The following is a 25,294-nucleotide window of genomic DNA, read 5'->3' as shown; positions in this document are numbered from 1 at the left end:
CGCCCCTTTAGGGGGAGGGCCAGGGTGAGGGGATAATTTCTATCAGTTGGCGCTGTAGTTCATCACCACACCGCTCAGGCCGGAGATTTGCTTCAGCTCGCCAAGCGAACCTTTGAGCTTATCTTTCGACGCATCCGGCCCCACGAGGATACGCGTAATTTTACCCTGTACCGGCGTGGTGGGTGAAGTATAAACACGGTATCCCGCGCCGCGCAGTTTACTCACGATCTCATTGACCTTATCTGCATTTTTCAACGCACCGAGCTGAACGACATAGGCTTTGCCGGTAGGGGCCGCGTCCTGTTTTGCCTGCGGTGGCGTTTCTGAAGCGGCTGCCAGTTGCTCGGCCGCTTTATCCCGCTGCGGTTTCGGCTGCGGCTTCTCCACCGGTTTCGGCTTCTCAACAGGCTTAGGCTGTTCTACCGGCACCGGATCAATCTCGATGTTATTGTTCGTCGCCAGGCGCGAGGGATCGAGCGACGGCGCGGCTGCATCACCTGCGCGCACCTCTTCCGCTGCGCCTTCTGGCGGCTGGGCAGGCAGCGCCTGCGTTGCCGCTGGCAACATATCGGGCTCGTCGCGATCGCCCGGTTTGGGTACCAGCGGAATGGCCGCAAATTCATCCTGGTAATGCTTTTTCTGCCCGTCGAGCAATCCCGGGAGAATAATCACCCCGAGCGCGACCAGCACAATGGTTCCTGTTAAACGGTTCTGAAACTTACTCGCCACCGGTTCTCCCCGCGTCCATCACTTCCATGACATGTGCCACCGTGTGGAATGACCCACACACCAGCACGGTATCTTCTGGTTTAGCCTCCGCCATCGCGGCACGCCAGGCCGAAACCACACTGCTGTAGATTTCGCCTTTGCCGAGATGTTCCATCAACTGCTCAGCAGTCGCGCCGCGCGGCCCTTCCAGAGGAGCACAATACCAGCTATCGACCACACTCTCCATGCAGGCCAGCGTGCCGCCGATATCTTTATCATGAAGCATACCGATAACCGCCAGCACGCGCCCGGTTTTTGGTAACGATTTGAGACGTCCTGCGAGGTACGCCGCCGCATGCGGGTTATGTGCAACATCCAGAATCAGACGCGGTGACACACTCACAATCTGAAAACGTCCTGGTAACAGTGCGTTCTGAATGCCATCGCGGATTGCCTGCTCGCTTACCGCTAATCCGCTGGCGCGCAGGGCTGCCAGCGCAGTCGCCGCGTTAGGCTGTGGCACCTGCGGCAGGGGCAGACTCTCCAGCACGCCCTGCGCATCGCTGAAGCGCCAGCCGTTGTCCTGCACCTCATACTGCCAGTCCACGCCGCGACGCAGCAGACGAGCGCCCTTCTCTTTCGCTACCTCAGCGATGGTATGTGGCATGTCCGGTTCGCCTACCACGGCAGGCTTATTGGCCCGGAAAATACCGGCCTTCTCACGGCCAATGCTCTCGCGGTCCGGGCCCAGCCAGTCGGTGTGATCCAGCGCGATGCTGGTGACGACGGCGACATCCGCATCCACCATATTGGTGGCATCCAGACGCCCGCCCAGCCCCACTTCCAGGATCACCACGTCCAGCTGCGCCTGCTTAAACAGCCACAGCGCCGACAGGGTGCCATATTCGAAATAGGTTAATGAGGTTTCGCCGCGCGCCGCTTCGATAGCGGCAAACGACGCCGTATGGGCCGATTCCGCCAGCTCGGTGTTTTGCACCCGCACGCGCTCGGTATAGCGCACCAGATGCGGCGAGCTGTAAACGCCAACTTTGTACCCCGCCGCCATCAGGACAGATTCCAGCGTGCGGCAGGTGGTGCCTTTACCGTTAGTGCCGGCGACGGTAAACACGAAAGGCGCGGGTTTCAGCACGTCAAGACGCGCGGCAACCTGGCTTACGCGCTCAAGGCCCATGTCGATAGTTTTACTGTGCAGGTTTTCCAGATAAGAAAGCCACGCGGCCAGGGGCGACGTGGCTTGAGGAATGCTTTTATTTTCCATGATGCCCGGTTGTCATTAACGGTTTAGAAAGCAAAAGGGCAGCGCCATTCGGCCCTGCCCTTTTCAGTTATCAGGCCTCGGGTTCCTGATCCGGTACCACCACGCCTTCGCGCGGCTCGTCCGGGTTAGGCGCTGGCAGATTCATCAGCTTCGCCAGAATGCTGGCCAGTTTCAGGCGCATTTCCGGACGGCGGACGATCATATCGATAGCGCCTTTCTCAATGAGGAACTCACTGCGCTGGAAGCCCGGCGGCAGTTTCTCACGTACGGTCTGCTCGATAACGCGAGGACCGGCAAAGCCGATCAGCGCTTTTGGCTCCGCGATGTTCAGGTCGCCCAGCATGGCGAAGCTTGCAGAAACGCCGCCCATGGTTGGGTCGGTCAGTACCGAAATGTACGGCAGACCGCGCTCCTGCATTTTCGCCAGCGCCGCAGAGGTTTTCGCCATCTGCATCAGGGACATCAGCGCTTCCTGCATACGTGCGCCACCGGAGGCGGAGAAGCAGATCAGCGGGCAGTTGTCTTCCAGCGCCTGCTCAACGGCACGCACGAAACGCGCGCCGACCACGGAGCCCATTGAGCCGCCCATAAAGGAGAACTCAAACGCGGCGGCAACCACCGGCATTTCATGCAGGGTGCCTTTCATGACGATTAGCGCGTCTTTCTCGCCGGTCTCTTTCTGCGCAGAGGCCAGACGATCTTTGTATTTTTTGGAGTCGCGGAACTTGAGCACATCTTTTGGCTCCAGTTCGCTGCCCAGTTCTACCAGAGAACCTTCGTCCAGCAGGCTATGCAGGCGGTTGCGCGCCGACATACGCATATGGTGGTCACACTTCGGACACACCTCAAGATTGCGTTCCAGCTCTGCGCGATACAGAACCTGGCCGCAGCTATCACACTTCGTCCATACCCCTTCAGGAATGCTCGCTTTACGCGTTGGGGTAATGTTGCTTTTAATTCGTTCAATCCAGCTCATTGATAACCTTTCTGCCTGAACCTGGTCGTATGCCAGTTTTGCTGTAAGAGGCGAATAATGCCATTTTTGCCTCCAACAGACCATGAATGTTGCACATTAAAACATAACAGCCCGAAACTTTGGATAAAAAAGTGGTCGAACCGCCAGCGTGCATTTACTTCGCTTGCTTTGCCGCCGCGCGTTTGTGACGGATAATTTCGATGACGCCAGGCAGTACGGAAAGCACAATAATCGCTACAATCAGTAACTTAAGGTTTTCCTGAACCACCGGCAGATCGCCAAACAGGTAGCCTGCATAGGTGAACAGCAGCACCCACAGCAGCGCGCCCACCACGTTGTACATGGCAAAATGACGATAGGACATGTGACCCATTCCCGCCACAAACGGTGCAAATGTACGCACAATAGGCACAAAACGGGCAAGGATAATGGTCTTACCGCCATGGCGCTCATAGAACGCATGGGTCTTATCTAAATAACTGCGGCGGAAAATCTTCGAGTCCGGATTACTGAACAACCGCTCGCCAAACACCCGCCCGATGGTGTAGTTGACCGCATCACCAACAATCGCGGCGATGATCATCAGGACGACCATCAGATGGACATTCAGGTCATTCGTTGGCAGTGCGGATAACGCGCCCGCCACGAACAGCAGTGAATCTCCAGGCAGGAACGGCGTAACCACAAGGCCGGTTTCACAGAACAGAATGAGGAACAGAATGGCGTAAACCCAGACGCCGTACTGCGCGACCAGCTCCGCCAGGTGAACATCAATATGCAGGATGAAATCAATCAGAAAACGTATTACGTCCATATTGTCTAAGCCCTAATTGCACCTTTGTTTAGTCCGCTAAAAACAGCGGGCCCATTGGCGGTTTTGGCAGGTCGAACCGGTCCGGATAATCCACCGAAACCAGATACAGCCCTTCCGCTTTCGCCGTTGCTGCCGCAAGCGTTCTGTCCTTCGCTGCAAGCAGTTCTGCAATCCAGCTCTCCGGCTGGTGTCCGGCGCCCACTTCCATCAGGCTGCCCACAATATTCCGCACCATATGATGTACAAAGGCATTGGCTTTGATATCCACCACCACATACGCGCCATACCGACTGACGTTAATGTGCATGACGTTACGCCACGGCGTACGGGACTGACACTGCACCGCACGAAACGACGTAAAATCATTCTCTCCAATCAGACACTGCGCCGCACGCTGCATACGTTCTGCATCCAGCGGTTCATAAAAATGCGTCACGCCCTGGCTTAACACCGCCGGGCGCAGGCGCTGGTTATAGATGACATAACGGTAGCGCCGCGCCGTCGCGCTGAAACGCGCGTGAAAATCATCCGGCACAGCTTTCACCCAACGCACGGCAATGTCACCAGGCAAATTCGCATTTACACCCAGCGTCCAGGCCGCGTCTTTGCGCACGGCGGTGGTGTCAAAATGCACCACCTGCCCCGTGCCGTGAACGCCGGCATCGGTGCGGCCCGCGCAGAAGACGCTTATCGGTTCATTCGCTACCTGAGAGAGCGCTTTCTCCAGCTTCTCCTGGACGCTGCGCACCTCATTCTGCCGCTGCCAGCCATAGTATTTACTGCCATCGTATTCAATGCCGAGGGCAATTCTGTGGACCGGCTTTTGTTCCACATCTGACATCAGTACAGATACTCCTGCACCAGTTTTTCCGCGATTTTGACCGCCATCAGCGCGCCGCCGAAACGCACGTTGTCGGCAACAGACCAGAACTGCACCTGCTCAGGCATACCGTAATCGTTACGCACACAGCCCACAGAGAGATGCGCGCTGCCGGTGGCGTCGCCCACCTGCGTCGGGAATTCGCTCTCTTCGGACAGGACAATGTCCTCTCCGCGGCCAAACGCGTCGCGGGCTTCTTCAGCCGCCAGCGGACGCAGGGCTTCAAACCCGACCATCTGCGCGTGGCCGTAAAAGACCGGAGACTGCACGACATTCGCGGAGATCATCAGCCCGTCATCCTGCAAAATTTTGCGTGCTTCATCGACGATACGACGCTCTTCCCGCACCGAACCTTCACGATCCGGCAGTAGCGGCAGCATGTTGAACGCCAGCTGGCGGCCAAAGAAATCATCTTCGTCGATCGGGATACCGTTCAGCAGCTTCGCGCTCTGCGCTGCCAGTGCGTCTACGGCTTTTTTGCCGTTAGCGGAGGCTGACAGCAGGCTGGTCACGGAAATACGCGACAGGCCACCGTCGTCGATCAGCGGCTTCAGCGCGGTCAGCAGCTGGCTGGTGAGGCTGTTCGGTACTGCAATGATGTTGCGGTTGCGGTAGTCAGCCAGCACAAACGGGTTAACGTCCGGCACCACCAGCGGCACATCCGGCTCCAGGGAGAACAGGCCGCTCAGGTCGATCACCAGACAGCCTGAATTTGTCGCTTCTTCAATGTAAGACGCCGTGGCTTGCGCACCTGCGGCAAAAAACGCCAGCTGAGCCTGCGTCCAGTCAAACGCGGCGGCGTCCTGCACCATCAAGGATTTCCCGCCGAAACGCAGATGTTCTCCTGCGCTGTCGGTACGCGCCAGTGCGTAAATCTCACCCACCGGGAACTGACGCTCAGCAAGGGTTTCAAGCAGGGCTTCGCCCACGGCGCCAGTGGCACCCAAAATGGCAATGTTCCAGCCTTCAGACATGGTGGTTTACTCCAGAAATAAAAAGCGTCCCTGCCGGAACATCCGACAGGGAGCATTAAGAAGACATTAACGTGCCGGGTGGTGAACGGCGTTAAATCCCAGTTTATGCAGCAGCCCCGCCGCTGACGCGTCATCGCACATGACATACAGGGAAGACCACTCGCGGCGCTCAAGGTAATTTTTGCGTAGCTTGTCAAACTCACCCGGAATACCCGCCACTTTACGCAGCAGCGCGTCATCGCGGCGCACATCATACACCAAATGCACCAGTCTTTTCAGCGTTGCCTCATCCAGCAGGCCATGAAGGGTAATGCGGCCAAATTCCGGGGCGGGCAGCAGCGTATCCAGCGCTACCTGCTGCGGATGGCCGATAAAGGCGCTGTAAGCCTCAAACACCTGGGTTGTGCCACGCGCTTTGCCTTCAAGGGTATAACCCGCGATATGTGCGGTACCCACGTCTACCTTATCCAGCAATGCGACGTTGAGATCAGGCTCTGGCTCCCAGACGTCCAGCACGACGCTAAGCTCTTGTCCTTCGTCGAGACATGCCAGCAGCGCCGCGTTATCCACCACCGGTCCCCGGCAGGCATTTATCAGAATAGTGCCAGCCTTCAGACGGCGGATCAGCTTTTCGTCGGCCAGGTGCAGGGTCTTATACGGCCCCTCTTTAAAGAGCGGCGTATGGAAGGTGATGACGTCGCACTCGTCGACCAGCTCATCCAGTGTGCGGAAGTCGCCTTCATCACCGTTATCCTTACGCGGCGGATCGCACAGCAGGGTGCGGATTCCCCAGGCTTCCAGACGCTTTTGCAGACGTCCGCCCACGTTGCCCACCCCCACAATCCCGACGGTGCGGTCTTTCAGCGTAAAACCATCGCGCTCGGCCAGCATCAATAGCGAGGAGAAAACATATTCCACGACGGCAATGGCGTTACAGCCTGGCGCCGCGGAAAAACCAATCCCCGCTTGCTTAAGCCACTGGTCATCCACATGATCGGTCCCGGCCGTTGCCGTCCCGACAAATTTAACCCCTTTGCCGGTGAGCAGCGCCTCATTTACTTTAGTCACCGAGCGCACCATCAGGGCGTCTGCATCGTCCAGTTCGCTGACCGGAATCGGGCGACCAGGGACAGCCTTAACCTCACCCAGGCGGCTGAACAGCTCACGGGCGTAAGGCATATTTTCATCAACGAGGATTTTCACGTCTGAGTACCTGTTTGAGAGGAAGTAAACCTGCCAAGTGTGCCATAATCTCGCCGCCGGGCATATATCTCCGCCCGGTTACGCAGAGTTTGACTTTAAGGATTTTTGACGATGCAGCCCATTTCAGGTACGCCTCCGCGCCCTCCGGGTGAAGGCCCCGTAACGCCCAACACGCCAGGCGAACAACCGCTCTCCACGCAGCAACGCACCGTACTGGAGCGTCTGATCACGCGTCTTATTGCGTTGACCTCACAGCAAAACGCAGAGGTGTGGGCCGGCGTGAAGCACGATTTGGGCGTCAGAAACGATGCGCCGCTACAGTCGCGCCATTTCCCTGCCGCCGAACAAAACCTGAACCAGCGTCTTACCAGCGCACAGCAGCAACATACCACCCGCCAGATTATCTCGCAGCTGACCGAGCTGTTGGGCCAGGGGAATAATCGCCAGGCGGTGAGTGATTTTATCCGTCAACAGTACGGTCATACCGCCCTGAGCCAGCTTTCGCCGGAACAGCTGAAAACCGTGTTGACCCTGCTGCAAAGCAATCAGCTTTCTATCCCGCAGCCGCAACAGCGCCCGTCTACAGAACGGCCATTGCAGCCTGCGGAGCATAATACGCTCAAGCAGATGGTCACTAAGCTGGCTGCCGCAACCGGCGAACCCACAAAGCTTATCTGGCAATCCATGCTGGAACTTTCCGGTGTGAAAGCAGGCGAGATGATCCCGGCAAAACAGTTTACCCATCTGGTCACCTGGCTCCAGGCGCGTCAGACGCTCAGCACCCAGAGCGCCCCGACCCTGCACAGCGTACAGGCGGCGCTGAAACAACCGCTGGAACCGCACGAGTTCGATACGATCCGGGATTACGCTCAGCAGAGCTGGCAGGCTACGCCGCAAACGGTGCTGACCACCGCCCAGGTGCAGGATGTGCTCAATCAGATCTTCGTTCGCCGCGCCGAGCGGGAAGGCGGCGTGCCGGAGGTAAGAAACATTCAGCCGATCTACAACCCGCTGTTTGCCCCCGTAGTTGATACGTTCAAAACGCTTTCTGCCCGTCCGGGATTGATGTTGATCGCGTTGGTGATTGCGCTGGCGATTTTCTGGCTGGTTGCGTGAGGATTTGCCCGGTGGCGCTTCGCTTACCGGGTCTACAACGGCTCGAACCGTAGGCCGGGTAAGGCGAAGCCGCCACCCGGCAACATACTACCGCTTGCGAAACGCCACCATCGTCACCACAATCCCCACCACCGCTGACACCGCACCGGCGAGAAATACGGAAGGATAGCCAAACGACGTTGCAAGCAGCCCCGCCAGCGGCCCGGTGATGCCGTATGAGATATCCTGAAACGCCGCATAGCCGCCCAGCGCCGTGCCGCGCACCTGCGGAGCCACGCGCTTCACCACTTCAACGCCCAGCGCCGGGAAGATCAGCGAGCAGCCGCAGCCGGTTAACGCCGCACCCAGCAGCGCAACGGATGCAGAGGGCGCCTGCCAGAGCAGTACCAGACCCACGGTCTCAATGACAAGTGACGACACGGCCACCTTCACGCCGCCAAAGCGATCCGGCATCCAGCCAAACAGCACGCGCATCAATACAAACGCGCCGCCAAAGGCCGTCAGCGTAAAGCCCGCCATCGCCCAGCCGCGGCTCATGAAATAGAGGGAGACAAAGGTACCAATAACCGCGAAGCCCACCCCCTGAAGCGCCAGCCCAAGCCCCGGCTGCCAGATTTGCCCCACCACGCTCCACAGCGAAGGACGCTCGCCTTTATGGGCGGGCACCTTACGCACCGAACCGTTAAACGCCCACGCCAGCAGCGGCAATACCATGGTGGTGCCTGCCAGCGCCGCAAAACCAAACTGGCTGTGGATCAGCAGCCCCAGCGGCGCGCCTGCCGCCAGTGCGCCGTAAATCGCCATCCCGTTCCAGGACATCACTTTTCCGGAACGCGCAGGTCCCACCAGCCCCATTCCCCAGGTCAGGGTGCCGGTCAGCAGCTGGCTTTCGCCAAAGCCGAGGATCAGGCGCCCTACCACCAGCAGCGCGAATTTATACGCTGCATCTATTGGCAACAGCGCCGCCAGCAGCCAGGCTCCCCCCGCCAGCCCGCAGGCAAACATGCCCTGCAACGCCGAGCGTTTTGCGCCGTGCTGATCCGCCAGGCGACCGGCGTAGCCCCGGGTTAATACCGTCGCTAAAAACTGAATGCCCACCGCAATGCCGACCATGGTGTTGCCATAGCCCAGCTCCTGGTGAACGAACAAGGGGATCACCGGCAGCGGCAGGCCAACGGTCATATAGGTCAGAAACACCGCAAAGGCGATGCGGAAAAGGGAAAGGTTCCCGGAAGGAGCGCTCTTCTCAGGGGTAACAGCCTTCATGCATAACTCCGTGTTCAGGCATAAAAAAAGGGAGCCGCGCGGCTCCCTTCTACTATACCTTCAAACGCTTACGCTTTCAGCTTACGCATCACCAGCGTGGCGTTGGTGCCGCCGAAACCGAAGCTGTTGGACATAACGGTCGTCAGCTCACGTTCGGTGGTTTCAGTCACGATGTTCAGGCCAGCCGCCTGCTCGTCCATCTCTTCGATGTTGATGCTTGGCGCGATAAAGCCGTTTTCCAGCATCAGCAGAGAGTAGATCGCTTCCTGCACGCCCGCCGCGCCCAGAGAGTGACCGGTCATGGCTTTGGTTGCAGAGATAGCCGGGCTGTTGTCGCCGAACACTTCACGGATCGCACCCAGCTCTTTCACGTCGCCTACCGGCGTTGAGGTGCCGTGGGAGTTCAGGTAGTCGATTGGAGTATCAACACCGTGCATCGCCATCTTCATGCAGCGCACCGCGCCTTCACCGGATGGAGCAACCATGTCAGCGCCGTCAGACGTTGCGCCGTAGCCCACGATCTCAGCATAGATGTGCGCGCCACGCGCCAGCGCGTGTTCCAGCTCTTCAACCACAACCATACCGCCGCCGCCAGCGATAACAAAACCGTCGCGGTGTGCATCATAAGTACGGGACGCTTTGTCTGGCGTTTCGTTGTATTTAGTGGACAGTGCGCCCATCGCGTCGAACTCACAGGCCATTTCCCAGCCCAGCTCTTCGCCACCGCCAGCAAATACGATGTCCTGTTTGCCCAGTTGGATCTGCTCAACCGCATTACCGATACAGTGTGCGGAGGTCGCACATGCGGAGCTGATGGAGTAGTTCACACCGTGGATTTTGAACGGCGTTGCCAGGCACGCGGAAACCGCTGAACCCATGGCTTTGGTCACAACATATGGACCGACCGCTTTCAGGCCGCGCGGGCTGCGCATGGCGTCAGCACCGAACACCTGAGCTTTAGAAGAACCGCCGGAACCTGCAATCAGGCCCACGCGTGGGTTGTTCTGGTAAACGTCTTCGCTCAGACCAGAATCCTTGATCGCTTCCTGCATGGAAAGATAGGCGTAGATAGAGGCATCGTTCATGAAACGAACCACTTTACGGTCAATTAAACCGGTGGTGTCCAGTTTAACGTTACCCCATACGTGGCTACGCATTCCAGAATCTTTAAACTCTTCAGAGAAAGTGATCCCGGAGCGTCCTTCACGCAGAGATGCCAGGACTTCCTGCTGGTTATTACCGATGCTGGAAACGATGCCCAGGCCAGTAATCACTGCACGTTTCATTCAATACCTCTGTAAGTCGCACTATAAAAAGTTTCGAGTCGCACAATAGCGTACACTTGTACGCCGAACAAGTCCGATCAGCCATTTTCTGTGGAAATTTGCACCGATGGGCTCACATCGCTAAGATCGTGCCACTGCCTGTCGGACGAGTAACTTACGTGAAACAAAACGCCATACAACCTGCCAACCTCGAATTCAACGCTGAGGGTACACCTGTTTCCCGAGATTTTGATGACGTCTACTTTTCTAATGATAACGGACTGGAAGAGACGCGCTATGTCTTCCTCGAAGGAAATCATCTCAGCACCCGCTTCCCTGAACATCCGCGCAGGCTGTTCGTCGTGGCGGAGAGCGGTTTCGGCACCGGGCTGAATTTTCTGACCCTCTGGCAGGCATTCGATTGTTTTCGCGCTGCATACCCCGAGGCTACCTTACAAAGATTACATTTCATCAGTTTCGAAAAATTTCCGCTTACCGCGCACGATCTGCGGCTTGCCCATCAGCGCTGGCCGGAGCTTGCCCACTGGGCGGAACAGCTTCAGACCCAGTGGCCACCGGCTATCGGCGGCTGTCATCGTCTGATTCTGGATGACGGACGCGTCACCCTCGACCTGTGGCTGGGCGATATTAACGACCTGACCGATAAGCTTGATGACTCAATGAATCAGAAAGTGGACGCCTGGTTCCTGGACGGTTTTGCGCCCGCTAAAAACCCGGACATGTGGAGCCCGCACCTGTTCAGCGCCATGGCACGTCTGGCGCGCCCGGGCGCGACGCTTGCTACCTTCACCTCCGCGGGCTTTGTCCGTCGTGGGTTGCAGGAGGCGGGGTTTACCATGCGGAAAACCAAAGGCTTTGGCCGCAAACGCGACATGCTGGTCGGGGTGATGGAACAGGATCTGGCGATCCCGGTGCAGGCCCCCTGGTTTGCCCGCCGCGCCAGCACCTCGTGTGAGGTCGCTATTGTGGGCGGGGGTATTGCCAGCGCCCTGCTCTCGCTGGCGCTGCTGCACCGTGGCTGGCAGGTGACGCTCTACTGCGCTGACGAGGCGCCGGCGACGGGCGCATCAGGCAACCGTCAGGGCGCGCTTTATCCCTTATTAAGTTCACACGATCCGGCACTGTTCCAGTTCTTCCCGGCGGCGTTTACGTTTGCTCGCCGCCTTTACGATAGCCTGCCGGTTGCGTTCGACCACGACTGGTGCGGCGTGACGCAGCTCGGCTGGGATGAGAAGAGCCAGCAGAAAATCACCCAAATGCTGTCGCTGGGGCTGCCGGAGGACATCGCCCATGCAGTGACGGCACAGCAGGTTGCTGAGACCGCTGGTGTCGACACCGGCTGCGGCGGAATTCAGTATCCACTCGGCGGCTGGCTATGTCCGGCTGAACTGACTTCTGCGGCGATAGCCCTCGGGCAGTCGCGTGGGTTGACAGTGCATTATGCCCATAAGGTTCAATCGCTAAGCCGCACTGCGCACTGGGAACTGCGTTTCGCTGACGGTAAAGAGGCCCAGCATGCCAGCGTTGTGCTGGCCAACGGACATCATATCAGCCAGTTTACCCAGACAGCATCATTGCCGGTTTATCCAGTCGGCGGCCAGGTGAGCCATATCCCGACCGCGCCCCAACTGAGCAAACTGCGTCAGGTGCTGTGTTACGACGGCTACCTGACGCCGCAAAATCCCTCCAACGGCCATCACTGCATCGGCGCCAGCTACCATCGCGGTGAAACAGATATGCAGTACAGCGAAGCGGATCAGCAGCAAAACCGACAGCGCCTGGTCGACTGTTTTCCGGATGCGTCGTGGGCGAAAGAGGTTGATGTCAGTGAGGGTCAGGCGCGCTGCGGCGTACGCTGCGCGACCCGCGATCACCTGCCGATGGCGGGAAACGTGCCGGACTATGACGCCACGCTTGAAGTCTATCAGGATCTTGCAGACAGCAAAGAAACGGCGGTAAGTGCGCCCGTTCACCCCGAGCTGTTTATGCTGGGTGGCTTAGGCTCGCGGGGATTGTGCTCCGCGCCGCTGCTGGCTGAAGCGTTAGCCGCGCAAATGAGCGACGAGCCGGTTCCGCTGGACAGGGTTACGCTCGCGGGGCTGAATCCAAACCGACTGTGGGTGCGGAAATTGCTGAAGGGGAAAATGGTCAAGTAGGGTGCGGTCTGGTGCCCTCACCCCGGTCCTCTCCCTGTGGGAGAGGGCGGTGATACACTTACTTCGCTTTCGCCTGCTGGAACAAATTATCCCACATGCCCAGCACTAAAGACTGGTCGCGCGGAGAGAGTTCCCCGGCCTGAATAGCGTTTTCCAGGCTGCGAGTGACTTCCGCGTGAACGGCGTCGGCAGAGTGATCGTCCCCGGCTTCCAGCGCGGCTACCGCCAGCGTCAGGTGACCACGCAGATAACCGCTGGCGAACAGCTCATCATCACTGGCGTGTTCCACCATGTCATCAATTAACGCCAGAATGCGTGATTCAAATTCTGCGATCATCTTCTTTCCTCTGTTAAAGATCTTCCGGCCACGGGAAGCGTTCCGCCGTGATCTCCGGCGTGTGGTAATAATTCTGTAAAGCCTCGATCAGGCGTGCCGGACGTGCCGGGATGCCTTTCTCAAGATATTCCATCACCTGCGCATGAACGCGGCGCTGGAAGACGATACGGTCTGGCTCGAAGTCGCCTTCGAGGTTGTCACAGCTCACGTTGAACGGGAAACCCGCCGCCACGCAGAACAGCCATTCCAGCGCCTGGGGTTTCACCTCCACATCTTCAAACTGCCCCTGGGTGGCGGCGTCGCGCCCGTCCGGGCAGTACCAGTAACCAAAGTCCACAAGCTCGCGACGCGCTTTCCCGGCGATACACCAGTGCGAAATTTCGTGCAAACCGCTGGCGTAAAAGCCGTGGGCAAAGATGATGCGGTTATACGGAACCTCGTCATCAGCTGGAAGATAGATCGGTTCGTCGTCGCCTTTAATCAGACGGGTATTAAAATCATCAGCAAAACAGCTATCGAAGATCTCAATCAGCTGTTCGTAGTTATGCGTACTGTTCATTAGTTCATCCCCAACCAGGTGAGGATCTCCTGTCCATGGCTGTCATAAAGAAGTTTGGCGCTCATCACCGCCGAGACGACAACAATCATCGGGCGGATCAGCTTTTGCCCTTTGCTTAATACCAGACGCGAGCCTGCGCGCGCGCCCAAAAACTGCCCTGCCATCATCACAAACCCGGTTGCCCAGATAACCTTGCCGCCAATGATAAACAGCAGCAGACCGCCAACGTTGGAGGTCGCGTTGAGGACTTTGGCGTGGGCGGTGGATTTGGCGAGGTTGAACCCGGCCAGCGTCACGAATGCCAGCGCGTAAAACGAGCCTGCCCCCGGGCCAAAGAAGCCATCGTAAAAACCGACGCAGCCACCGGCGATCAGCGCAAACGGCAGGCCGTGAAGGCGACGCTGTCGATCTTCTTCCCCGAGCTTTGGCATGAGTAAGAAATAGAGGCCGATACAGATAACCAGCAGCGGCAGGATCTGGCGCAGAATGTCGGACTGTACGTGCTGGACCAGCAGCGCGCCCGCCGTTGAGCCAATAAACGTCATCAGGATATTGAGCTTCTGATCGGCGAGATTCACAACTTTACGCCGAATGAAATAGAGCGACGAGGAGAGCGAACCGCCGCATGCCTGGAGTTTGTTGGTGGCAAGCGCCTGGGCAGGGCTCATGCCTGCCGCCAGCAACGCCGGAACGGTGAGCAACCCGCCGCCGCCCGCCAGGGCATCGATAAATCCGGCTAACATTGCAACAAAAAAGAGCACCGCCAGCAGCAGCGGTGACACCATGAACAGGTCGACGAAATTATCCATTAAAGTACATGCTCATCCAGTAGCGCCTGGCAGGAAGGCGGCAACGGAGGCGGTGTCTTCTTCTCAGGCTTAGAGGTTCCAGGCTTGGCTGGTTCAAACCAGCTTTGCAGTTCGTAACCACAACCATCGCCAGGCGGTGGCAGCGGCTGATCTTCACATTCCAGGCTGTTCGCCGGGCAGCGCAGGCGAACATGCATATGGGCACGATGCTGGAACCACGGGCGCACTTTACGCAACCAGTCGCGATCCGTTCCCGCATCCAGGCAAAGCTGCTGCTTGATGGCCGGATTAACAAAGATCCGCGTGACGTCGTTATCCTTTGCCGCCAGCTTAATCATGCTGGAAATTTCCGGCGACCATCGCGAGGCGACGACACGTTTACCGTCGGCCGAGACCAGATCCAGCGCCTGCGGTTTCAGCAGTTGCGCTGAGCTCCAGCGCGTTTTCGGCAATTGCAGGAAGATATCCACATCCAGTCCGGTCTGGTGGCTGGCGTGACCGCCGTTAAAGCGGCCACCGGCAGGCATCCCCATATCGCCAATCAGCATCGTGCCCAGCCCCAGATTATGCACCTGGTTGCCAAGACGCTGAATAAAAAGCACCAGGTCAGGATGGCCGAAATAACGGCGCTGGTCGGTGCGCATCACCTGATAGGTATCCGATTGCAGCGGAAGTTCCTGCGCGCCGACGATACACCCGTTGGAGAAAGCGCCAATGGACTGCGCGCTCCCCGCTACCGGATGGGTGATTTTCTGCCACGGCGTAGCGGCCAGGCTTGCTCCACTGACCAGCAGCGCCAGCAGAGCGATTGCGGTTTTTTTCATAGTTACCAGCGTGGAATGGTGGTCGTCACATCCGCATTCTGCGCGCGCTGGCGCAGGAAGTGATCCATCAGCACGATCGCCAGCATCGCTTCTGCGATCGGTACCGCGCGGATCCCCACGCACGGATCGTGACGCCCTTTGGTGATCATCTCAACTTCATCGCCAGCGCGGTTAATCGTGTGGCCCGGCACGGTAATGCTGGACGTGGGCTTCAGCGCGATATTGGCAATAATTTGCTGCCCGCTGCTGATGCCGCCCAGAATGCCGCCCGCATGGTTGCTCTGGAAACCCGCCTTCGTGATTTCGTCGCGGTTCTGGCTGCCGCGAAGCTTAACCACGTCAAAACCGTCGCCGATTTCAACGCCTTTCACCGCGTTGATGCTCATCAGCGCGTGGGCGATGTCGGCGTCAAGGCGGTCAAATACCGGCTCGCCCCAGCCAGCCGGCACGCCGTCGGCTACCACGGTGACTTTCGCACCAATGGAATCGCCCTCTTTTTTCAGGCCACGCATCAGCTCATCCAGCGCGTCCAGCTTGTCGGCATCGGCGCAGAAGAACGGGTTAAGTTCTACCTGCTCCCAGTCTTTGATGGCCAGCGGAATGTCGCCCATCTGGGTCAGACAGCCGCGGATAACGATGCCGAATTTCTGCTGGAGATATTTTTTGGCAATCGCCCCTGCCGCCACGCGCATCGCGGTTTCACGTGCGGAAGAACGTCCGCCGCCGCGATAGTCGCGAAAGCCATATTTTTGTTCGTAGGTGTAATCAGCGTGGCCCGGACGGAAGACGTCTTTAATCGCGCCGTAGTCCTGAGAACGCTGATCGGTGTTTTCAATCAGCAGACCAATGCTGGTCCCGGTGGTACGGCCTTCAAATACGCCGGAGAGAATTTTGACCTGGTCCGGCTCGCGACGCTGCGTGGTGTAGCGAGAGGTACCCGGACGCCGGCGGTCAAGGTCATGCTGTAAATCGGCTTCGGTCAGTTCGATGCCTGGCGGGACGCCATCAACGATACAACCCAGTGCCAGACCGTGCGACTCGCCAAAGGTGGTCACACGGAATACCTGTCCAATACTGTTTCCTGCCATCACGGCTCCGATGTTGTTGTTTGTGTTTGAGCGTTGTGAAACGGGCCGAAGCCCGCTGGATTAATCTTTGTAAATGCTGAAGTATTCGCGTGCATCAAGCAGCTGCGCCTTGGTCAGCATGAAGACGCCGTCACCGCCGTTGTCGAACTCAAGCCAGGTGAACGGCACATCCGGGTACTGCTCTATCAGATGTACCATGCTGTTGCCCACTTCACAAATCAGAACGCCGTCGTCGGTCAGATAATCCGGCGCGCAGGCCAGGATGCGGCGGGTCAGCTTCAGCCCGTCAGAGCCGGACGCCAGACCCAGCTCCGGCTCGTGACGGTACTCGTTCGGCAGGTCGGACATGTCTTCTGCATCCACGTACGGCGGATTGGTGACGATCAGGTCGTATTGCAGCGTCGGCAGGTCGCGGAACAGGTCAGAGCGGATAGGCGTGACGTGATGAATCAGCCCGTGCTCTTCAATGTTGTGTTCGGTGACGGCCAGCGCGTCGGTGGAGATATCGACGGCGTCCACTTCCGCTTCCGGGAAGGCGTACGCGCAGGCAATGGCGATGCAGCCGCTGCCGGTGCACATATCAAGAATGTGCTGCGGCTGATGGTTAATCAGGCCGTCAAAGTGGTTGTTGATCAGCTCGCCAATCGGCGAGCGCGGCACCAGCACGCGTTCATCAACATAGAACTCATGGCCGCAGAACCAGGCTTTGTTGGTCAGGTAAGCCACCGGAATGCGCTCGTTCACGCGACGGATCACGCGCTCAACGATGCGGTGTTTTTCGCTGGAGGTCAGGCGCGCGGTGCGCATGTCTTCCGGAATATCCAGCGGCAGATAGAGAGACGGCAGCACCAGCTGAACGGCCTCATCCCACGGGTTATCCGTACCGTGGCCGTACCAGATATTGGCGGCGCTGAAGCGGCTAACCGACCAGCGCAACATGTCCTGTATGGTATGCAGCTCGTTTACTGCTTCATCGACAAAAATTTTATCCACTCTTTCCTCCAGGGCATGCTCGCATAATTTTCGGCGGCTAGTTTGCCATGAAGACGGCGATAAATCAGCAATGACGCGTGTCGCTTGAGGTTAAAAAATGCGTTTAGTCGGGTACACTATCGGAAATACGAGATGAGAATGACGAATGAAAAAGAAAACATCGCTCAGCGAGGAGGATCAGGCTCTCTTCCGCCAGCTGATGACCGGGACGCGTCAAATCACGCACGACACCATTGTCCATCGCCCGCAGCGTAAAAAAATCAGCGAGGTTCCGGTCAAACGTCTGCTCCAGGAGCAGGCCGATAACAGCCACTATTTTTCAGATGAGTTTCAGCCGCTGCTCAGTACTCAGGGTGCGGTGAAATACGTGCGCGAAGACGTCAGCCATTTTGAACTGAAAAAATTACGCCGGGGAGATTACTCGCCGGAGCTGTTCCTCGATCTGCATGGGTTGACCCAGATGCAGGCGAAACAGGAGCTGGGGGCGTTGATCGCGGCATGTCGTCGCGAGCATGTTTTTTGCGCCTGCGTGATGCACGGTCACGGCAAACATATTCTTAAGCAACAGACACCGCTGTGGCTGGCTCAGCACCCGCACGTGATGGCGTTTCATCAGGCACCCAAAGAGTACGGCGGAGATGCCGCATTGCTGGTATTGATTGAAGTGGAGGAGTGGCAGCCGCCAGAGTTGCCCTGACAGGATGGCGGGAGGCACGCTGCACCCCGCCATATCGCACGTCACGTCAGATGGCTTTTGCCATCTTCAGGTTGCACGGACTCATTTGCCAGTTAAAGACCCCTTTGCCGGTTTCGTCGAGGGTGACGTTGGCAATGGCGGACGTTGTGAACATCGGTGGCGTTTCGCCCGGGCACAGCTCAGATACCAGATAGCCGACCAGCGGCAGGTGGGAAATGACCAGTGCGGAAGCGACACCTTCATTGCACAGCGCCTGAAGGTAAGCACTGACAAGGCCAACATCGCCACACGGCGTGAGTTCAGGGAGCACATCCACACTGGATGGCAGGTTCATACACTCCCCTACCACATCCAGCGTCTGTTCTGCCCGCAGGAACGGACTCACCAGAACGCGTTCAATGTCCACTTTTTGACCTTTAAGCCATGTCGCCATCTGACGGGATTCGTCGCAGCCACAGACGGTTAAAGGACGTACTGAGTCACTGGCGGCATCGAGTGCCGCGTCGCCGTGACGCATGATAAAAACTTGCATATTGCACCGCTTTTGTTAACCAGAATCACCGGCGTTAACTACCCGCGATTAATGCTCTGAGGTAGAAAACCCGATGGCCGGGCATTGTGCCTGATCCATTCGGTGAATGAAACGCTGTTTTTTACCTCAATGGCGTAAGTATAGTCAATCTCTGTTTACAATTTCGCCAGAACAGGTTCCATCACCTCAAGATTTACCCTTCTTTGACTTCAGTTTACGCAATCAGTTTCCCTTACGGGCCAGAATGTCTGACCCCGTTCCGCCATCTGCAATAATTCGTCACAAGGTGTAAACCGTGGACCATATTGCGAGGCCAGACGTTGCAGAATCGCAACCACTTCACCCGCCCCGAGGGTATCCATATACCGGAACGGACCGCCAAGGAATGGCGGAAAACCGATACCAAACACGGCGCCGATGTCGCCGTCGCGTGCGCTCTTGATCACCTGCTCACCAAAGCAGCGCGCCGCTTCATTGAGCATCATCATTACGCAGCGCTCAGCACACTGAACCGCCGACAATTTTGCCTGACCCGTGACAGGAATAAGCGCATAAACCGAAGGGTCGACCTGTTTCTTGCTTTTACGCCCTTTCGCGGCGTAAAGATAGAAACCGCGTTCGTTTTTTCTGCCTTTGCGATCGTCCTTCAAAATTGCAGAAACAAAGTTTGCAGGCGGCGCAAAACGATCGCCATAAGCCGCTTCCAGCACAGGGATAATTTTAGTCCCCGTATCAATTCCTACCTCATCCAAAAGTTGGATTGGGCCGACGGGGAAACCAAACTTCACCAGAGCGTCATCGACGTGCTCAATTTTCTCCCCTTCCGTCAGCAACCGCATCGCTTCGTTAATGTACGGTGCCAGAATGCGGTTGACGTAGAAGCCGGCTTTGTCCGCGACCACAATCGGGGTTTTGCCCTGTTTTTTCGCCAGCTTCACCACGGTGGCAATAGTTTGCGGGCTGGTTGTGGCATGCGGGATAACCTCCACCAGCGGCATTTTTTCGACAGGGCTGAAATAGTGCAGCCCTATCACCTGCTCCGGGCGCACGGCTTTCGCCGCGATGTCGCCGATCGGCAAAGACGAGGTATTTGACGCGAAAATGGTGTGCGGCGCGCAGTGCTGTTCAACATCCGCCACCATCTGCTGCTTAAGGGCCAGATCTTCGAACACGGCTTCAATCACCAGATCGCGGTGTGCAAACCCACTGTAGTCGGTGGCGCCAGTGATCATCGCGAGGGTTTTATCGCGCTCACTGGCCTTGATATGGCGGCGTTTCACTTTGCGATCAAGGTTCTGCCAGCTGTACTGCAACGCATGGTTGATACCCTTAGGGTTGATATCTTTGATACGTACGGGCAATTTGCCTTTGCTGGCGGTGACAAATGCGATGCCGCCGCCCATCAGCCCACCACCCAGAACGCCAACGGCGCGCAGCAGAGCCGGTTCAGCTTCACTGCCCGGATCTTTTTTAACCTCCGTGCTGGCAAAGAAAATGCCGCGCAGCGCCTGCGACTGCGGCGTCATCGCCAGCTCGCCAAAGGCTTTCGCTTCCGCAGCATAACCGCTGCTGCTGCCCTGCGATAAACCGGTTTCAATCACCTTCAGAATGCGCGTCGCTGCCGGATAATTCCCTTTGGTTTTTTGCTCGGTTTTTTTACCCACCATATTGAACAGCAGCGTGCGCCCCAGCGGCCCGGCGAGGATACGCTCGCGCACCGGCAGAGGGCGTTTCGCCTGACGACCTTTCAGCGCCCGCTCAACGGCGGCCTCAAGCAAGATGGCGTGCGGAACGACCTCATCAACCAGACCCGCCTTTAATGCCTGACGGGCGCGCAGCTGTTTACCGGTTAAAATCATCTCCAGCGCCGTACTGACGCCCACCAGACGCGGCAGGCGCTGCGTGCCACCTGAACCGGGCAGCAATCCAAGCTGTACCTCCGGCAGTCCGAGTACCGTTTTCGCATCGTCGGTACAAATGCGGCTGTGACAGGCCAGCGCCAGCTCAAGCCCACCGCCCAGGCAGGCCCCGTGGATCGCAGCGACAACGGGTATCGACAGCGCATGGATCTCCGCCATTACCTGCTGCCCCTGACGCGCCAGGTCTTCTGCTTCCTGAGCGCTTTTCGCCCGGGCAATCATGTTGATATCGGCCCCGGCAATAAAGTTATCCGGCTTTGCCGAGATAAATACCAGGCCACGTATCGCTTTGTTTTCGCGGATCTGTCTGAGCATCGCACGCACCTGAACGCCGAACTCGGCCTTCAGGGTGTTCATCTTTTCGTCGGGTACATCAATGGTGATAACAGCCACGTTATCAAGGCGAACAGCCAGGTTAAATGCAGATGTCGTTTCCATTATTCAGCCTCCAGAACCATTGCTGCACCCAGGCCGCCCGCCGCACAGGCGGTAACGAGACCAAAACCGCCGCCGCGGCGACGCAGCTCGTGCAAAGTCTGGGTTATCATTCTCGCGCCGGTCGCCGCAAATGGATGGCCGTAGGCGATGGATCCGCCAAGCACGTTAAACTTACTCTGATCCACTTCGCCGGTCGCGTGGGCGCGGCCCAGTACATCGCGCGCGAAGCGCTCGCTTGCCAGCAGCTGAATGTTTGCCAGGGTTTGTGCGGCAAAGGCTTCGTGCATATCGATCAGGGTTAAGTCAGCCAGCGTCAACCCCGCACGCTCCAGCGCCAGGGGCGTGGACCAGGCCGGACCGAGCAGCATGTCCTGCCAGACATCAATGGCGGTAAAGGCGTAGCTACGCAAATAGCCCAGCGGTGTGATGCCAAGCTCTTTCGCCCGGGATTCCGTCATCAGGATCACGGCGGCGGCACCGTCCGTCAGTGGCGTACTGTTGGCCGCCGTAACGGTGCCATGTTTACGATCAAACGCCGGGCGCAGTTTTGCGTAATCCTCCAGCGTCGAGGTGCCACGGATATTGTTATCTTCCACCAGCGGTTCGCGGAAAGGCGGGATATAAGCAGTCATCACCTCGTCGGCAAGTTTGCCTTCCGACCAGGCCTTCGCAGCGAGCTGATGCGAGCGATGCGCCAGTGCATCCTGCTGTTCGCGGGTAATACCGTAGGTTTTTGCCATCTGCTCGGCAGTGTCGCCCATACGCAGGCCGGTGGAGTATTCAGCAACGGCAGGTGGCACGGGCATGAGGTCGCGCAGGCGTAAACGCGAGAAGAGTTTAAGCTTTGCACCGGTAGTGCGAGCTTTGTTGGCATCCACGAGGATGCGGCCCAGCTGTTTGCTGACGCCGATGGGCAGCACGGAGGAGGAATCCGCGCCGCCGGCGATCCCCGCGCGAATGGTCCCCGCCATCAGGCTTTCCGCCACGTTCGCCACCGCCTGGAAACTGGTGGCGCAGGCGCGGCTGACGCTGTAGGCGTCGGTATGAACATTCATGCCGGTGCCCAGCACGATTTCACGTGCGATATTGGGCGCTTCCGGCATTTGCACCACCTGGCCGAAAACCAGTTGCTCAATAACCTCTGGCGGGATCTCGCTGCGAGCCAGCATCTCCCCCACTACCATTTTTCCCAGATCGACTGCCGGTATACCGTGAAACGCGGTTGCCTGACGCGCAAACGGCGTACGTAACCCGCTGATAATGGCAATGCGGTCACCGTGTCGGGTGATAAGCGGTAATGCCTGACTCATAACACTCCCCTGTAAAAAAATTTTGCGCGCACATTAAGTGGTCTGACCTGATAACAGTCTTAACTATTTTTTTACATTGAGCCAATCGGGGAAGCGAAAAATTGCGAGCTAAGGCACAGAGAAGAAAAAGAAAATGCCCCTGCATGGCAGAGGCATTTGTGAGATTTGTTGCCGGGTTGCGGCGTTGCCTTACCCGGCCTACACGATCATAGGCCCGTGCAAAAAGTATTAACGCAGGCCTAACTGGAAGATCAGCGTTTCTGCTTCGCAGGCGAACACAAAGTCGATATCCAGCTGCACGCCGCCTTCTACTTCCGTGAAGGTGGATTTGATTTCACACGGATCGGATTCGACTTCACGCGCGCGCTGGCTCAGCGCGGCCAGCGTCTCTTCCGCTTCAGCACGGTTAGGGAATACGCGGCTGTAAGAGGCGGTGCAATCGGTGTTGTCCATAATGGTGCCAACATCCATACAGCAGCAAACCGGGGTTTCATCAGCACTGCATTTACTCATAGCTCAATTTCCTCTGTATTCGCGCAGGGCGCGAGATAAACACGATGCGTCTATTTTACGCCCCCGGACGAGCCCCCTCCAGCCGTTAATGGCGCAAAATCGGATAAGTGAGCAATATCACACTAAAAAATGATCTAAAACAAAATTCCCCTTTTCAGAGGAATCGCACTGGTCACAATTTTGCCAACCAGATCTCGTTTCAAGAAACATATCTGAAAATATTAATAAACAAACTTGCAACATCCCAGCTGGTCAGACCTATACTCTCGCCACTGGTCTGATTTGTAAGTCATACCTCAGACCCTACACTTCGCGCTCCTGTTACGGTATGTAACAATTATTGAATAAAAATAACTCAATGAGGTTATGGTCATGAGCCAGAAAACCCTGTTCAAACAAACTGCTTTAGCAGTTGCAGTGGCAATCGTCTCAACGTCCGCCTGGTCAGCGGGCTTCCAGTTAAACGAATTTTCTTCCTCTGGCCTTGGCCGTGCGTATTCCGGGGAAGGTGCGATTGCCGATGACGCAGGCAACGCGAGCCGTAACCCGGCGCTGATCATGATGTTTGATCGCCCTACCTTCTCTGCCGGTGCGGTTTACATCGATCCTGATGTCAATATTTCTGGCAAATCTCAATTCACCGGCGCAGATCTGAAGGCGGATAACATTGCGCCGACCGCGTGGGTGCCTAACCTGCACTTTGTTGCGCCAATCAATGAACAGTTTGGTTGGGGTGCCTCTGTCACCTCTAACTATGGCCTGGCAACGGAGTTCAATAACAACTATCCGGCCGGGGAATACGGCGGTAAAACCGACCTGACGACCTTGAACCTCAACCTGAGCGGCGCATATCGTCTGAACGATAACTGGAGCTTTGGTCTGGGCTTTGATGCTGTTTACGCCGATGCAAAAATCGAGCGTTACTCCGGGGAGCAAACTGCTGCGCTGCCGAAAAACAGCAATAAAATTGCCAGCCTGAAAGGCGATGAATGGGGCTACGGCTGGAACGCCGGTATCCTGTATGAACTGGATAAAAACAACCGCTGGGGTCTGACCTACCGCTCAGAAGTGAAGATTGACTTCGATGGCGATTACAAAAGCGGCATCCTGAGCCCAGTCAACGGTATGGTACCGGGCGCAGGCACCACCATTCCATGGGGTACCTCGAATCAAACCGTACCGGGTTCACTGTCACTGCATCTGCCAGAAATGTGGGAAGTGTCAGGTTATAACCGCGTTGCGCCGCAGTGGGCTATTCACTATAGCCTCGCGTATACCAGCTGGAGCCAGTTCCAGGAGCTGAAAGCCACCGGCAGCAACGGCCAGACGCTGTTCTATAAAGACGAAAGCTTCCACGATGCTTACCGTATCGCACTTGGTACGACCTATTATATGGATGACAACTGGACGTTCCGTACTGGCGTGGCATTTGATGACAGCCCGGTACCGGCAGATAAGCGTTCTATCTCCATTCCGGATCAGGACCGTTTCTGGGTGAGTGCGGGGGCAACCTACGCGTTCAACGAGAATGCCTCTATCGACGCGGGCGTGTCGTACATGCATGGACAGAAAGTGACCTTCCAGGAAGGCCCTTACGAGTTTACCTCTGAAGGTAAAGCCTGGCTGTTTGGTACCAACTTCAACTACGCGTTCTAATTCCAACACGATTAAAAAAGGTGAGCATCGCTCACCTTTTTTATTTATTCCGAATCGATATCTTTTAATTCGTTCTCGATGGCTTTCGCGTTCGGATTATCTTCCGGCTTCAGCTTACCGCCGTTGGCTATAAAGTCATGGTTCTGGAAGTAGGCCTCGCGGACCATGATGTACGGATCGGAAGACTGACGCAGCAGACCGTCAGAGTCCAGCAGTTGCGCACGTGTTTCAATTCCTTCCACGGTCCATTTACCAATCGACAGCGGCCAGGTGAGCCATGACAGCACCGGATACAACGTATCCACCATGTCGCCGCCATCATCACGCACGGTAAAGCTGCCGTAGAATGGCAGGTGCACATACGGCCCATAACCTACGCCATAATGCCCCAGCGTGCTGCCGAAACGGTGCGGCTGTTCACGCTGTAATTTCGGGTTCGCCATGCCCGCGACATCAATTAAGCCGCCCATACCCAGCAGGGAGTTCAGGAAGAAGCGGGTGAAATGCACCATCCCCTGATACGGGTCGCCCTGGAGGAAGTAGTTGACCATAACCGCTGGCTCTTCCAGGTTACTGGTAAAGTTGCTCAGCCCGTTACGCGCCGGCTGCGGAACGTAGTCACGCCATGCCACGGCAACCGGACGAACCAGATACGGATCCAGCACATTATAGTTAAAGCTGTACATTGAACGGTTAAATCCTTCGAGAGGATCGGAGCGTCCCGTTTGCTCGCCAGAGCTGGCGCAGCCCACAAGCATTGTTACGCCCAGCGCAAGCGCCGACAGCCGAAGCTTCATAAATTTCTCCCTGTTCAATATGGCTATCGTTGAATGCCATCTGTGACGGAGCCGGTGATGCTCCGCCTGAAACGTGCAAGTGATTGTAACAGCACGCTTACCGATGTCTACGAGGACAATGACGACCCGCTCGCGTCATCACGCTAATTTCAGCATAGCCTGTC

24 protein-coding genes are annotated in these 25,294 nt (G+C 57.1%); 4 read left to right on the top strand and 20 right to left on the bottom strand.

Features of this window, described 5'->3' with window-relative positions; genetic code table 11:
- Positions 1 to 42 precede the first annotated feature (42 nt).
- From dedD to pdxB, 7 genes are all read right to left on the bottom strand, one after another.
- Entirely contained in the window at positions 43 to 729 is a 687-nt protein-coding gene (gene dedD, locus ACOTX1_RS00930) for a cell division protein DedD (RefSeq protein ID WP_003861412.1), read from the bottom strand.
- The gene (gene folC, locus ACOTX1_RS00925; protein WP_023314589.1) at positions 719 to 1,987 is read right to left on the bottom strand and encodes a bifunctional tetrahydrofolate synthase/dihydrofolate synthase; all 1,269 of its coding nucleotides are present in this window, start codon (positions 1,985 to 1,987) and stop codon (positions 719 to 721) included. Before folC ends, dedD begins: the two co-directional genes overlap by 11 nt.
- Before the next feature lie 70 nt (positions 1,988 to 2,057).
- Positions 2,058 to 2,963, bottom strand: coding sequence for an acetyl-CoA carboxylase, carboxyltransferase subunit beta (gene accD / locus ACOTX1_RS00920; protein WP_003861408.1), 906 nt, complete (start codon positions 2,961 to 2,963; stop codon positions 2,058 to 2,060).
- 154 nt (positions 2,964 to 3,117) lie between these two features.
- The gene (locus ACOTX1_RS00915; protein WP_003861406.1) at positions 3,118 to 3,777 is read right to left on the bottom strand and encodes a DedA family protein; all 660 of its coding nucleotides are present in this window, start codon (positions 3,775 to 3,777) and stop codon (positions 3,118 to 3,120) included.
- Positions 3,778 to 3,805: 28 nt separating this feature from the next.
- Positions 3,806 to 4,618, bottom strand: coding sequence for a tRNA pseudouridine(38-40) synthase TruA (truA, locus tag ACOTX1_RS00910; RefSeq protein ID WP_001286071.1), 813 nt, complete (start codon positions 4,616 to 4,618; stop codon positions 3,806 to 3,808).
- Complete coding sequence (locus ACOTX1_RS00905; RefSeq protein WP_023314590.1) at positions 4,618 to 5,631, bottom strand: aspartate-semialdehyde dehydrogenase; 1,014 nt, start codon at positions 5,629 to 5,631, stop codon at positions 4,618 to 4,620. The genes truA and ACOTX1_RS00905 overlap by 1 nt, the downstream gene beginning before the upstream one ends.
- A gap of 66 nt (positions 5,632 to 5,697) precedes the next feature.
- Complete coding sequence (gene pdxB / locus ACOTX1_RS00900; protein ID WP_023314591.1) at positions 5,698 to 6,834, bottom strand: 4-phosphoerythronate dehydrogenase PdxB; 1,137 nt, start codon at positions 6,832 to 6,834, stop codon at positions 5,698 to 5,700.
- 111 nt (positions 6,835 to 6,945) lie between these two features.
- Here pdxB and flk point away from each other — a divergent pair, with 111 nt between their 5' ends.
- The gene (flk, locus tag ACOTX1_RS00895) at positions 6,946 to 7,950 is read left to right on the top strand and encodes a flagella biosynthesis regulator Flk (RefSeq protein ID WP_003861399.1); all 1,005 of its coding nucleotides are present in this window, start codon (positions 6,946 to 6,948) and stop codon (positions 7,948 to 7,950) included.
- 87 nt (positions 7,951 to 8,037) lie between these two features.
- Here the strand turns inward: flk and ACOTX1_RS00890 are convergent, their stop codons facing one another.
- Positions 8,038 to 9,216, bottom strand: coding sequence for an MFS transporter (locus ACOTX1_RS00890; RefSeq protein WP_003861397.1), 1,179 nt, complete (start codon positions 9,214 to 9,216; stop codon positions 8,038 to 8,040).
- Between the two features lie 68 nt (positions 9,217 to 9,284).
- Positions 9,285 to 10,502, bottom strand: a complete 1,218-nt coding sequence (gene fabB / locus ACOTX1_RS00885; protein ID WP_003861395.1) for a beta-ketoacyl-ACP synthase I — start codon at positions 10,500 to 10,502, stop codon at positions 9,285 to 9,287.
- A 158-nt stretch (positions 10,503 to 10,660) separates the two neighbouring features.
- On the opposite strand from fabB, the gene mnmC reads away from it, so the two are divergent.
- Complete coding sequence (mnmC, locus tag ACOTX1_RS00880; RefSeq protein WP_023314592.1) at positions 10,661 to 12,658, top strand: bifunctional tRNA (5-methylaminomethyl-2-thiouridine)(34)-methyltransferase MnmD/FAD-dependent 5-carboxymethylaminomethyl-2-thiouridine(34) oxidoreductase MnmC; 1,998 nt, start codon at positions 10,661 to 10,663, stop codon at positions 12,656 to 12,658.
- 58 nt (positions 12,659 to 12,716) lie between these two features.
- Here mnmC and ACOTX1_RS00875 read toward each other — a convergent pair whose 3' ends face one another.
- From ACOTX1_RS00875 to prmB, 6 genes are read right to left on the bottom strand one after another with little or no spacing between them, the layout of a single operon-like run.
- Positions 12,717 to 12,995, bottom strand: a complete 279-nt coding sequence (locus ACOTX1_RS00875; RefSeq protein ID WP_003861391.1) for a YfcL family protein — start codon at positions 12,993 to 12,995, stop codon at positions 12,717 to 12,719.
- Positions 12,996 to 13,008: 13 nt separating this feature from the next.
- Positions 13,009 to 13,554 carry an elongation factor P hydroxylase gene (locus ACOTX1_RS00870; protein ID WP_023314593.1) on the bottom strand — a complete coding sequence of 182 codons (546 nt, stop codon included), beginning with the start codon at positions 13,552 to 13,554 and terminating at the stop codon, positions 13,009 to 13,011.
- Complete coding sequence (locus ACOTX1_RS00865; protein WP_003861386.1) at positions 13,554 to 14,363, bottom strand: sulfite exporter TauE/SafE family protein; 810 nt, start codon at positions 14,361 to 14,363, stop codon at positions 13,554 to 13,556. Before ACOTX1_RS00865 ends, ACOTX1_RS00870 begins: the two co-directional genes overlap by 1 nt.
- Complete coding sequence (gene mepA, locus ACOTX1_RS00860; RefSeq protein ID WP_023325006.1) at positions 14,363 to 15,187, bottom strand: penicillin-insensitive murein endopeptidase; 825 nt, start codon at positions 15,185 to 15,187, stop codon at positions 14,363 to 14,365. Before mepA ends, ACOTX1_RS00865 begins: the two co-directional genes overlap by 1 nt.
- Positions 15,188 to 15,189: 2 nt before the next feature.
- Positions 15,190 to 16,275 (bottom strand): chorismate synthase, encoded by a 1,086-nt coding sequence (aroC, locus tag ACOTX1_RS00855; protein WP_023314595.1) that lies wholly within the window; start codon positions 16,273 to 16,275, stop codon positions 15,190 to 15,192.
- A 60-nt stretch (positions 16,276 to 16,335) separates the two neighbouring features.
- Complete coding sequence (gene prmB / locus ACOTX1_RS00850; RefSeq protein WP_003861381.1) at positions 16,336 to 17,268, bottom strand: 50S ribosomal protein L3 N(5)-glutamine methyltransferase; 933 nt, start codon at positions 17,266 to 17,268, stop codon at positions 16,336 to 16,338.
- A 145-nt stretch (positions 17,269 to 17,413) separates the two neighbouring features.
- Between prmB and smrB the strand changes: the two genes are divergently transcribed.
- The gene (gene smrB / locus ACOTX1_RS00845; RefSeq protein ID WP_023314596.1) at positions 17,414 to 17,965 is read left to right on the top strand and encodes an endonuclease SmrB; all 552 of its coding nucleotides are present in this window, start codon (positions 17,414 to 17,416) and stop codon (positions 17,963 to 17,965) included.
- A gap of 46 nt (positions 17,966 to 18,011) precedes the next feature.
- Here smrB and sixA read toward each other — a convergent pair whose 3' ends face one another.
- From sixA to ACOTX1_RS00825, 4 genes are all read right to left on the bottom strand, one after another.
- A complete protein-coding gene (sixA, locus tag ACOTX1_RS00840) occupies positions 18,012 to 18,497 on the bottom strand; it encodes a phosphohistidine phosphatase SixA (RefSeq protein WP_003861375.1) in 486 nt (161 codons plus the stop codon).
- A gap of 209 nt (positions 18,498 to 18,706) precedes the next feature.
- Complete coding sequence (gene fadJ, locus ACOTX1_RS00835; RefSeq protein ID WP_023314597.1) at positions 18,707 to 20,854, bottom strand: fatty acid oxidation complex subunit alpha FadJ; 2,148 nt, start codon at positions 20,852 to 20,854, stop codon at positions 18,707 to 18,709.
- The gene (gene fadI / locus ACOTX1_RS00830; RefSeq protein WP_023314598.1) at positions 20,854 to 22,164 is read right to left on the bottom strand and encodes an acetyl-CoA C-acyltransferase FadI; all 1,311 of its coding nucleotides are present in this window, start codon (positions 22,162 to 22,164) and stop codon (positions 20,854 to 20,856) included. The genes fadJ and fadI overlap by 1 nt, the downstream gene beginning before the upstream one ends.
- A gap of 228 nt (positions 22,165 to 22,392) precedes the next feature.
- Positions 22,393 to 22,677: a YfcZ/YiiS family protein gene (locus ACOTX1_RS00825; protein ID WP_003861368.1), complete on the bottom strand. Its 285-nt coding sequence runs from the start codon at positions 22,675 to 22,677 to the stop codon at positions 22,393 to 22,395.
- A gap of 372 nt (positions 22,678 to 23,049) precedes the next feature.
- Here ACOTX1_RS00825 and fadL point away from each other — a divergent pair, with 372 nt between their 5' ends.
- Positions 23,050 to 24,333 (top strand): long-chain fatty acid transporter FadL, encoded by a 1,284-nt coding sequence (gene fadL, locus ACOTX1_RS00820; protein WP_003861367.1) that lies wholly within the window; start codon positions 23,050 to 23,052, stop codon positions 24,331 to 24,333.
- A 44-nt stretch (positions 24,334 to 24,377) separates the two neighbouring features.
- On the opposite strand, the gene mlaA is transcribed toward fadL, so the two are convergent.
- Positions 24,378 to 25,130: a phospholipid-binding lipoprotein MlaA gene (mlaA, locus tag ACOTX1_RS00815; protein WP_003861365.1), complete on the bottom strand. Its 753-nt coding sequence runs from the start codon at positions 25,128 to 25,130 to the stop codon at positions 24,378 to 24,380.
- Positions 25,131 to 25,294 lie beyond the last annotated feature (164 nt).

It is taken from the genome of Enterobacter cloacae complex sp. IR5401 (assembly GCF_049238425.1).
GTDB classification, from domain to species: Bacteria; Pseudomonadota; Gammaproteobacteria; order Enterobacterales; family Enterobacteriaceae; genus Enterobacter; species Enterobacter hormaechei_C.
The sequence above is the reverse complement of the archived record's forward strand: the minus strand, read 5'-3'. Positions and strand labels throughout refer to the sequence as shown.

Coding starts and splice junctions, on each gene's coding strand:
- folC (WP_023314589.1), bottom strand. CDS start 1,987: ATGGAAAATAAAAGCATTCCTCAAGCCACGTCGCCCCTGGCCGCGTGG.
- accD (WP_003861408.1), bottom strand. CDS start 2,963: ATGAGCTGGATTGAACGAATTAAAAGCAACATTACCCCAACGCGTAAA.
- ACOTX1_RS00915 (WP_003861406.1), bottom strand. CDS start 3,777: ATGGACGTAATACGTTTTCTGATTGATTTCATCCTGCATATTGATGTT.
- truA (WP_001286071.1), bottom strand. CDS start 4,618: ATGTCAGATGTGGAACAAAAGCCGGTCCACAGAATTGCCCTCGGCATT.
- ACOTX1_RS00905 (WP_023314590.1), bottom strand. CDS start 5,631: ATGTCTGAAGGCTGGAACATTGCCATTTTGGGTGCCACTGGCGCCGTG.
- flk (WP_003861399.1), top strand. CDS start 6,946: ATGCAGCCCATTTCAGGTACGCCTCCGCGCCCTCCGGGTGAAGGCCCC.
- ACOTX1_RS00890 (WP_003861397.1), bottom strand. CDS start 9,216: ATGAAGGCTGTTACCCCTGAGAAGAGCGCTCCTTCCGGGAACCTTTCC.
- fabB (WP_003861395.1), bottom strand. CDS start 10,502: ATGAAACGTGCAGTGATTACTGGCCTGGGCATCGTTTCCAGCATCGGT.
- ACOTX1_RS00875 (WP_003861391.1), bottom strand. CDS start 12,995: ATGATCGCAGAATTTGAATCACGCATTCTGGCGTTAATTGATGACATG.
- ACOTX1_RS00870 (WP_023314593.1), bottom strand. CDS start 13,554: ATGAACAGTACGCATAACTACGAACAGCTGATTGAGATCTTCGATAGC.
- ACOTX1_RS00865 (WP_003861386.1), bottom strand. CDS start 14,363: ATGGATAATTTCGTCGACCTGTTCATGGTGTCACCGCTGCTGCTGGCG.
- mepA (WP_023325006.1), bottom strand. CDS start 15,187: ATGAAAAAAACCGCAATCGCTCTGCTGGCGCTGCTGGTCAGTGGAGCA.
- aroC (WP_023314595.1), bottom strand. CDS start 16,275: ATGGCAGGAAACAGTATTGGACAGGTATTCCGTGTGACCACCTTTGGC.
- smrB (WP_023314596.1), top strand. CDS start 17,414: ATGAAAAAGAAAACATCGCTCAGCGAGGAGGATCAGGCTCTCTTCCGC.
- sixA (WP_003861375.1), bottom strand. CDS start 18,497: ATGCAAGTTTTTATCATGCGTCACGGCGACGCGGCACTCGATGCCGCC.
- fadJ (WP_023314597.1), bottom strand. CDS start 20,854: ATGGAAACGACATCTGCATTTAACCTGGCTGTTCGCCTTGATAACGTG.
- fadI (WP_023314598.1), bottom strand. CDS start 22,164: ATGAGTCAGGCATTACCGCTTATCACCCGACACGGTGACCGCATTGCC.
- ACOTX1_RS00825 (WP_003861368.1), bottom strand. CDS start 22,677: ATGAGTAAATGCAGTGCTGATGAAACCCCGGTTTGCTGCTGTATGGAT.
- fadL (WP_003861367.1), top strand. CDS start 23,050: ATGAGCCAGAAAACCCTGTTCAAACAAACTGCTTTAGCAGTTGCAGTG.
- mlaA (WP_003861365.1), bottom strand. CDS start 25,130: ATGAAGCTTCGGCTGTCGGCGCTTGCGCTGGGCGTAACAATGCTTGTG.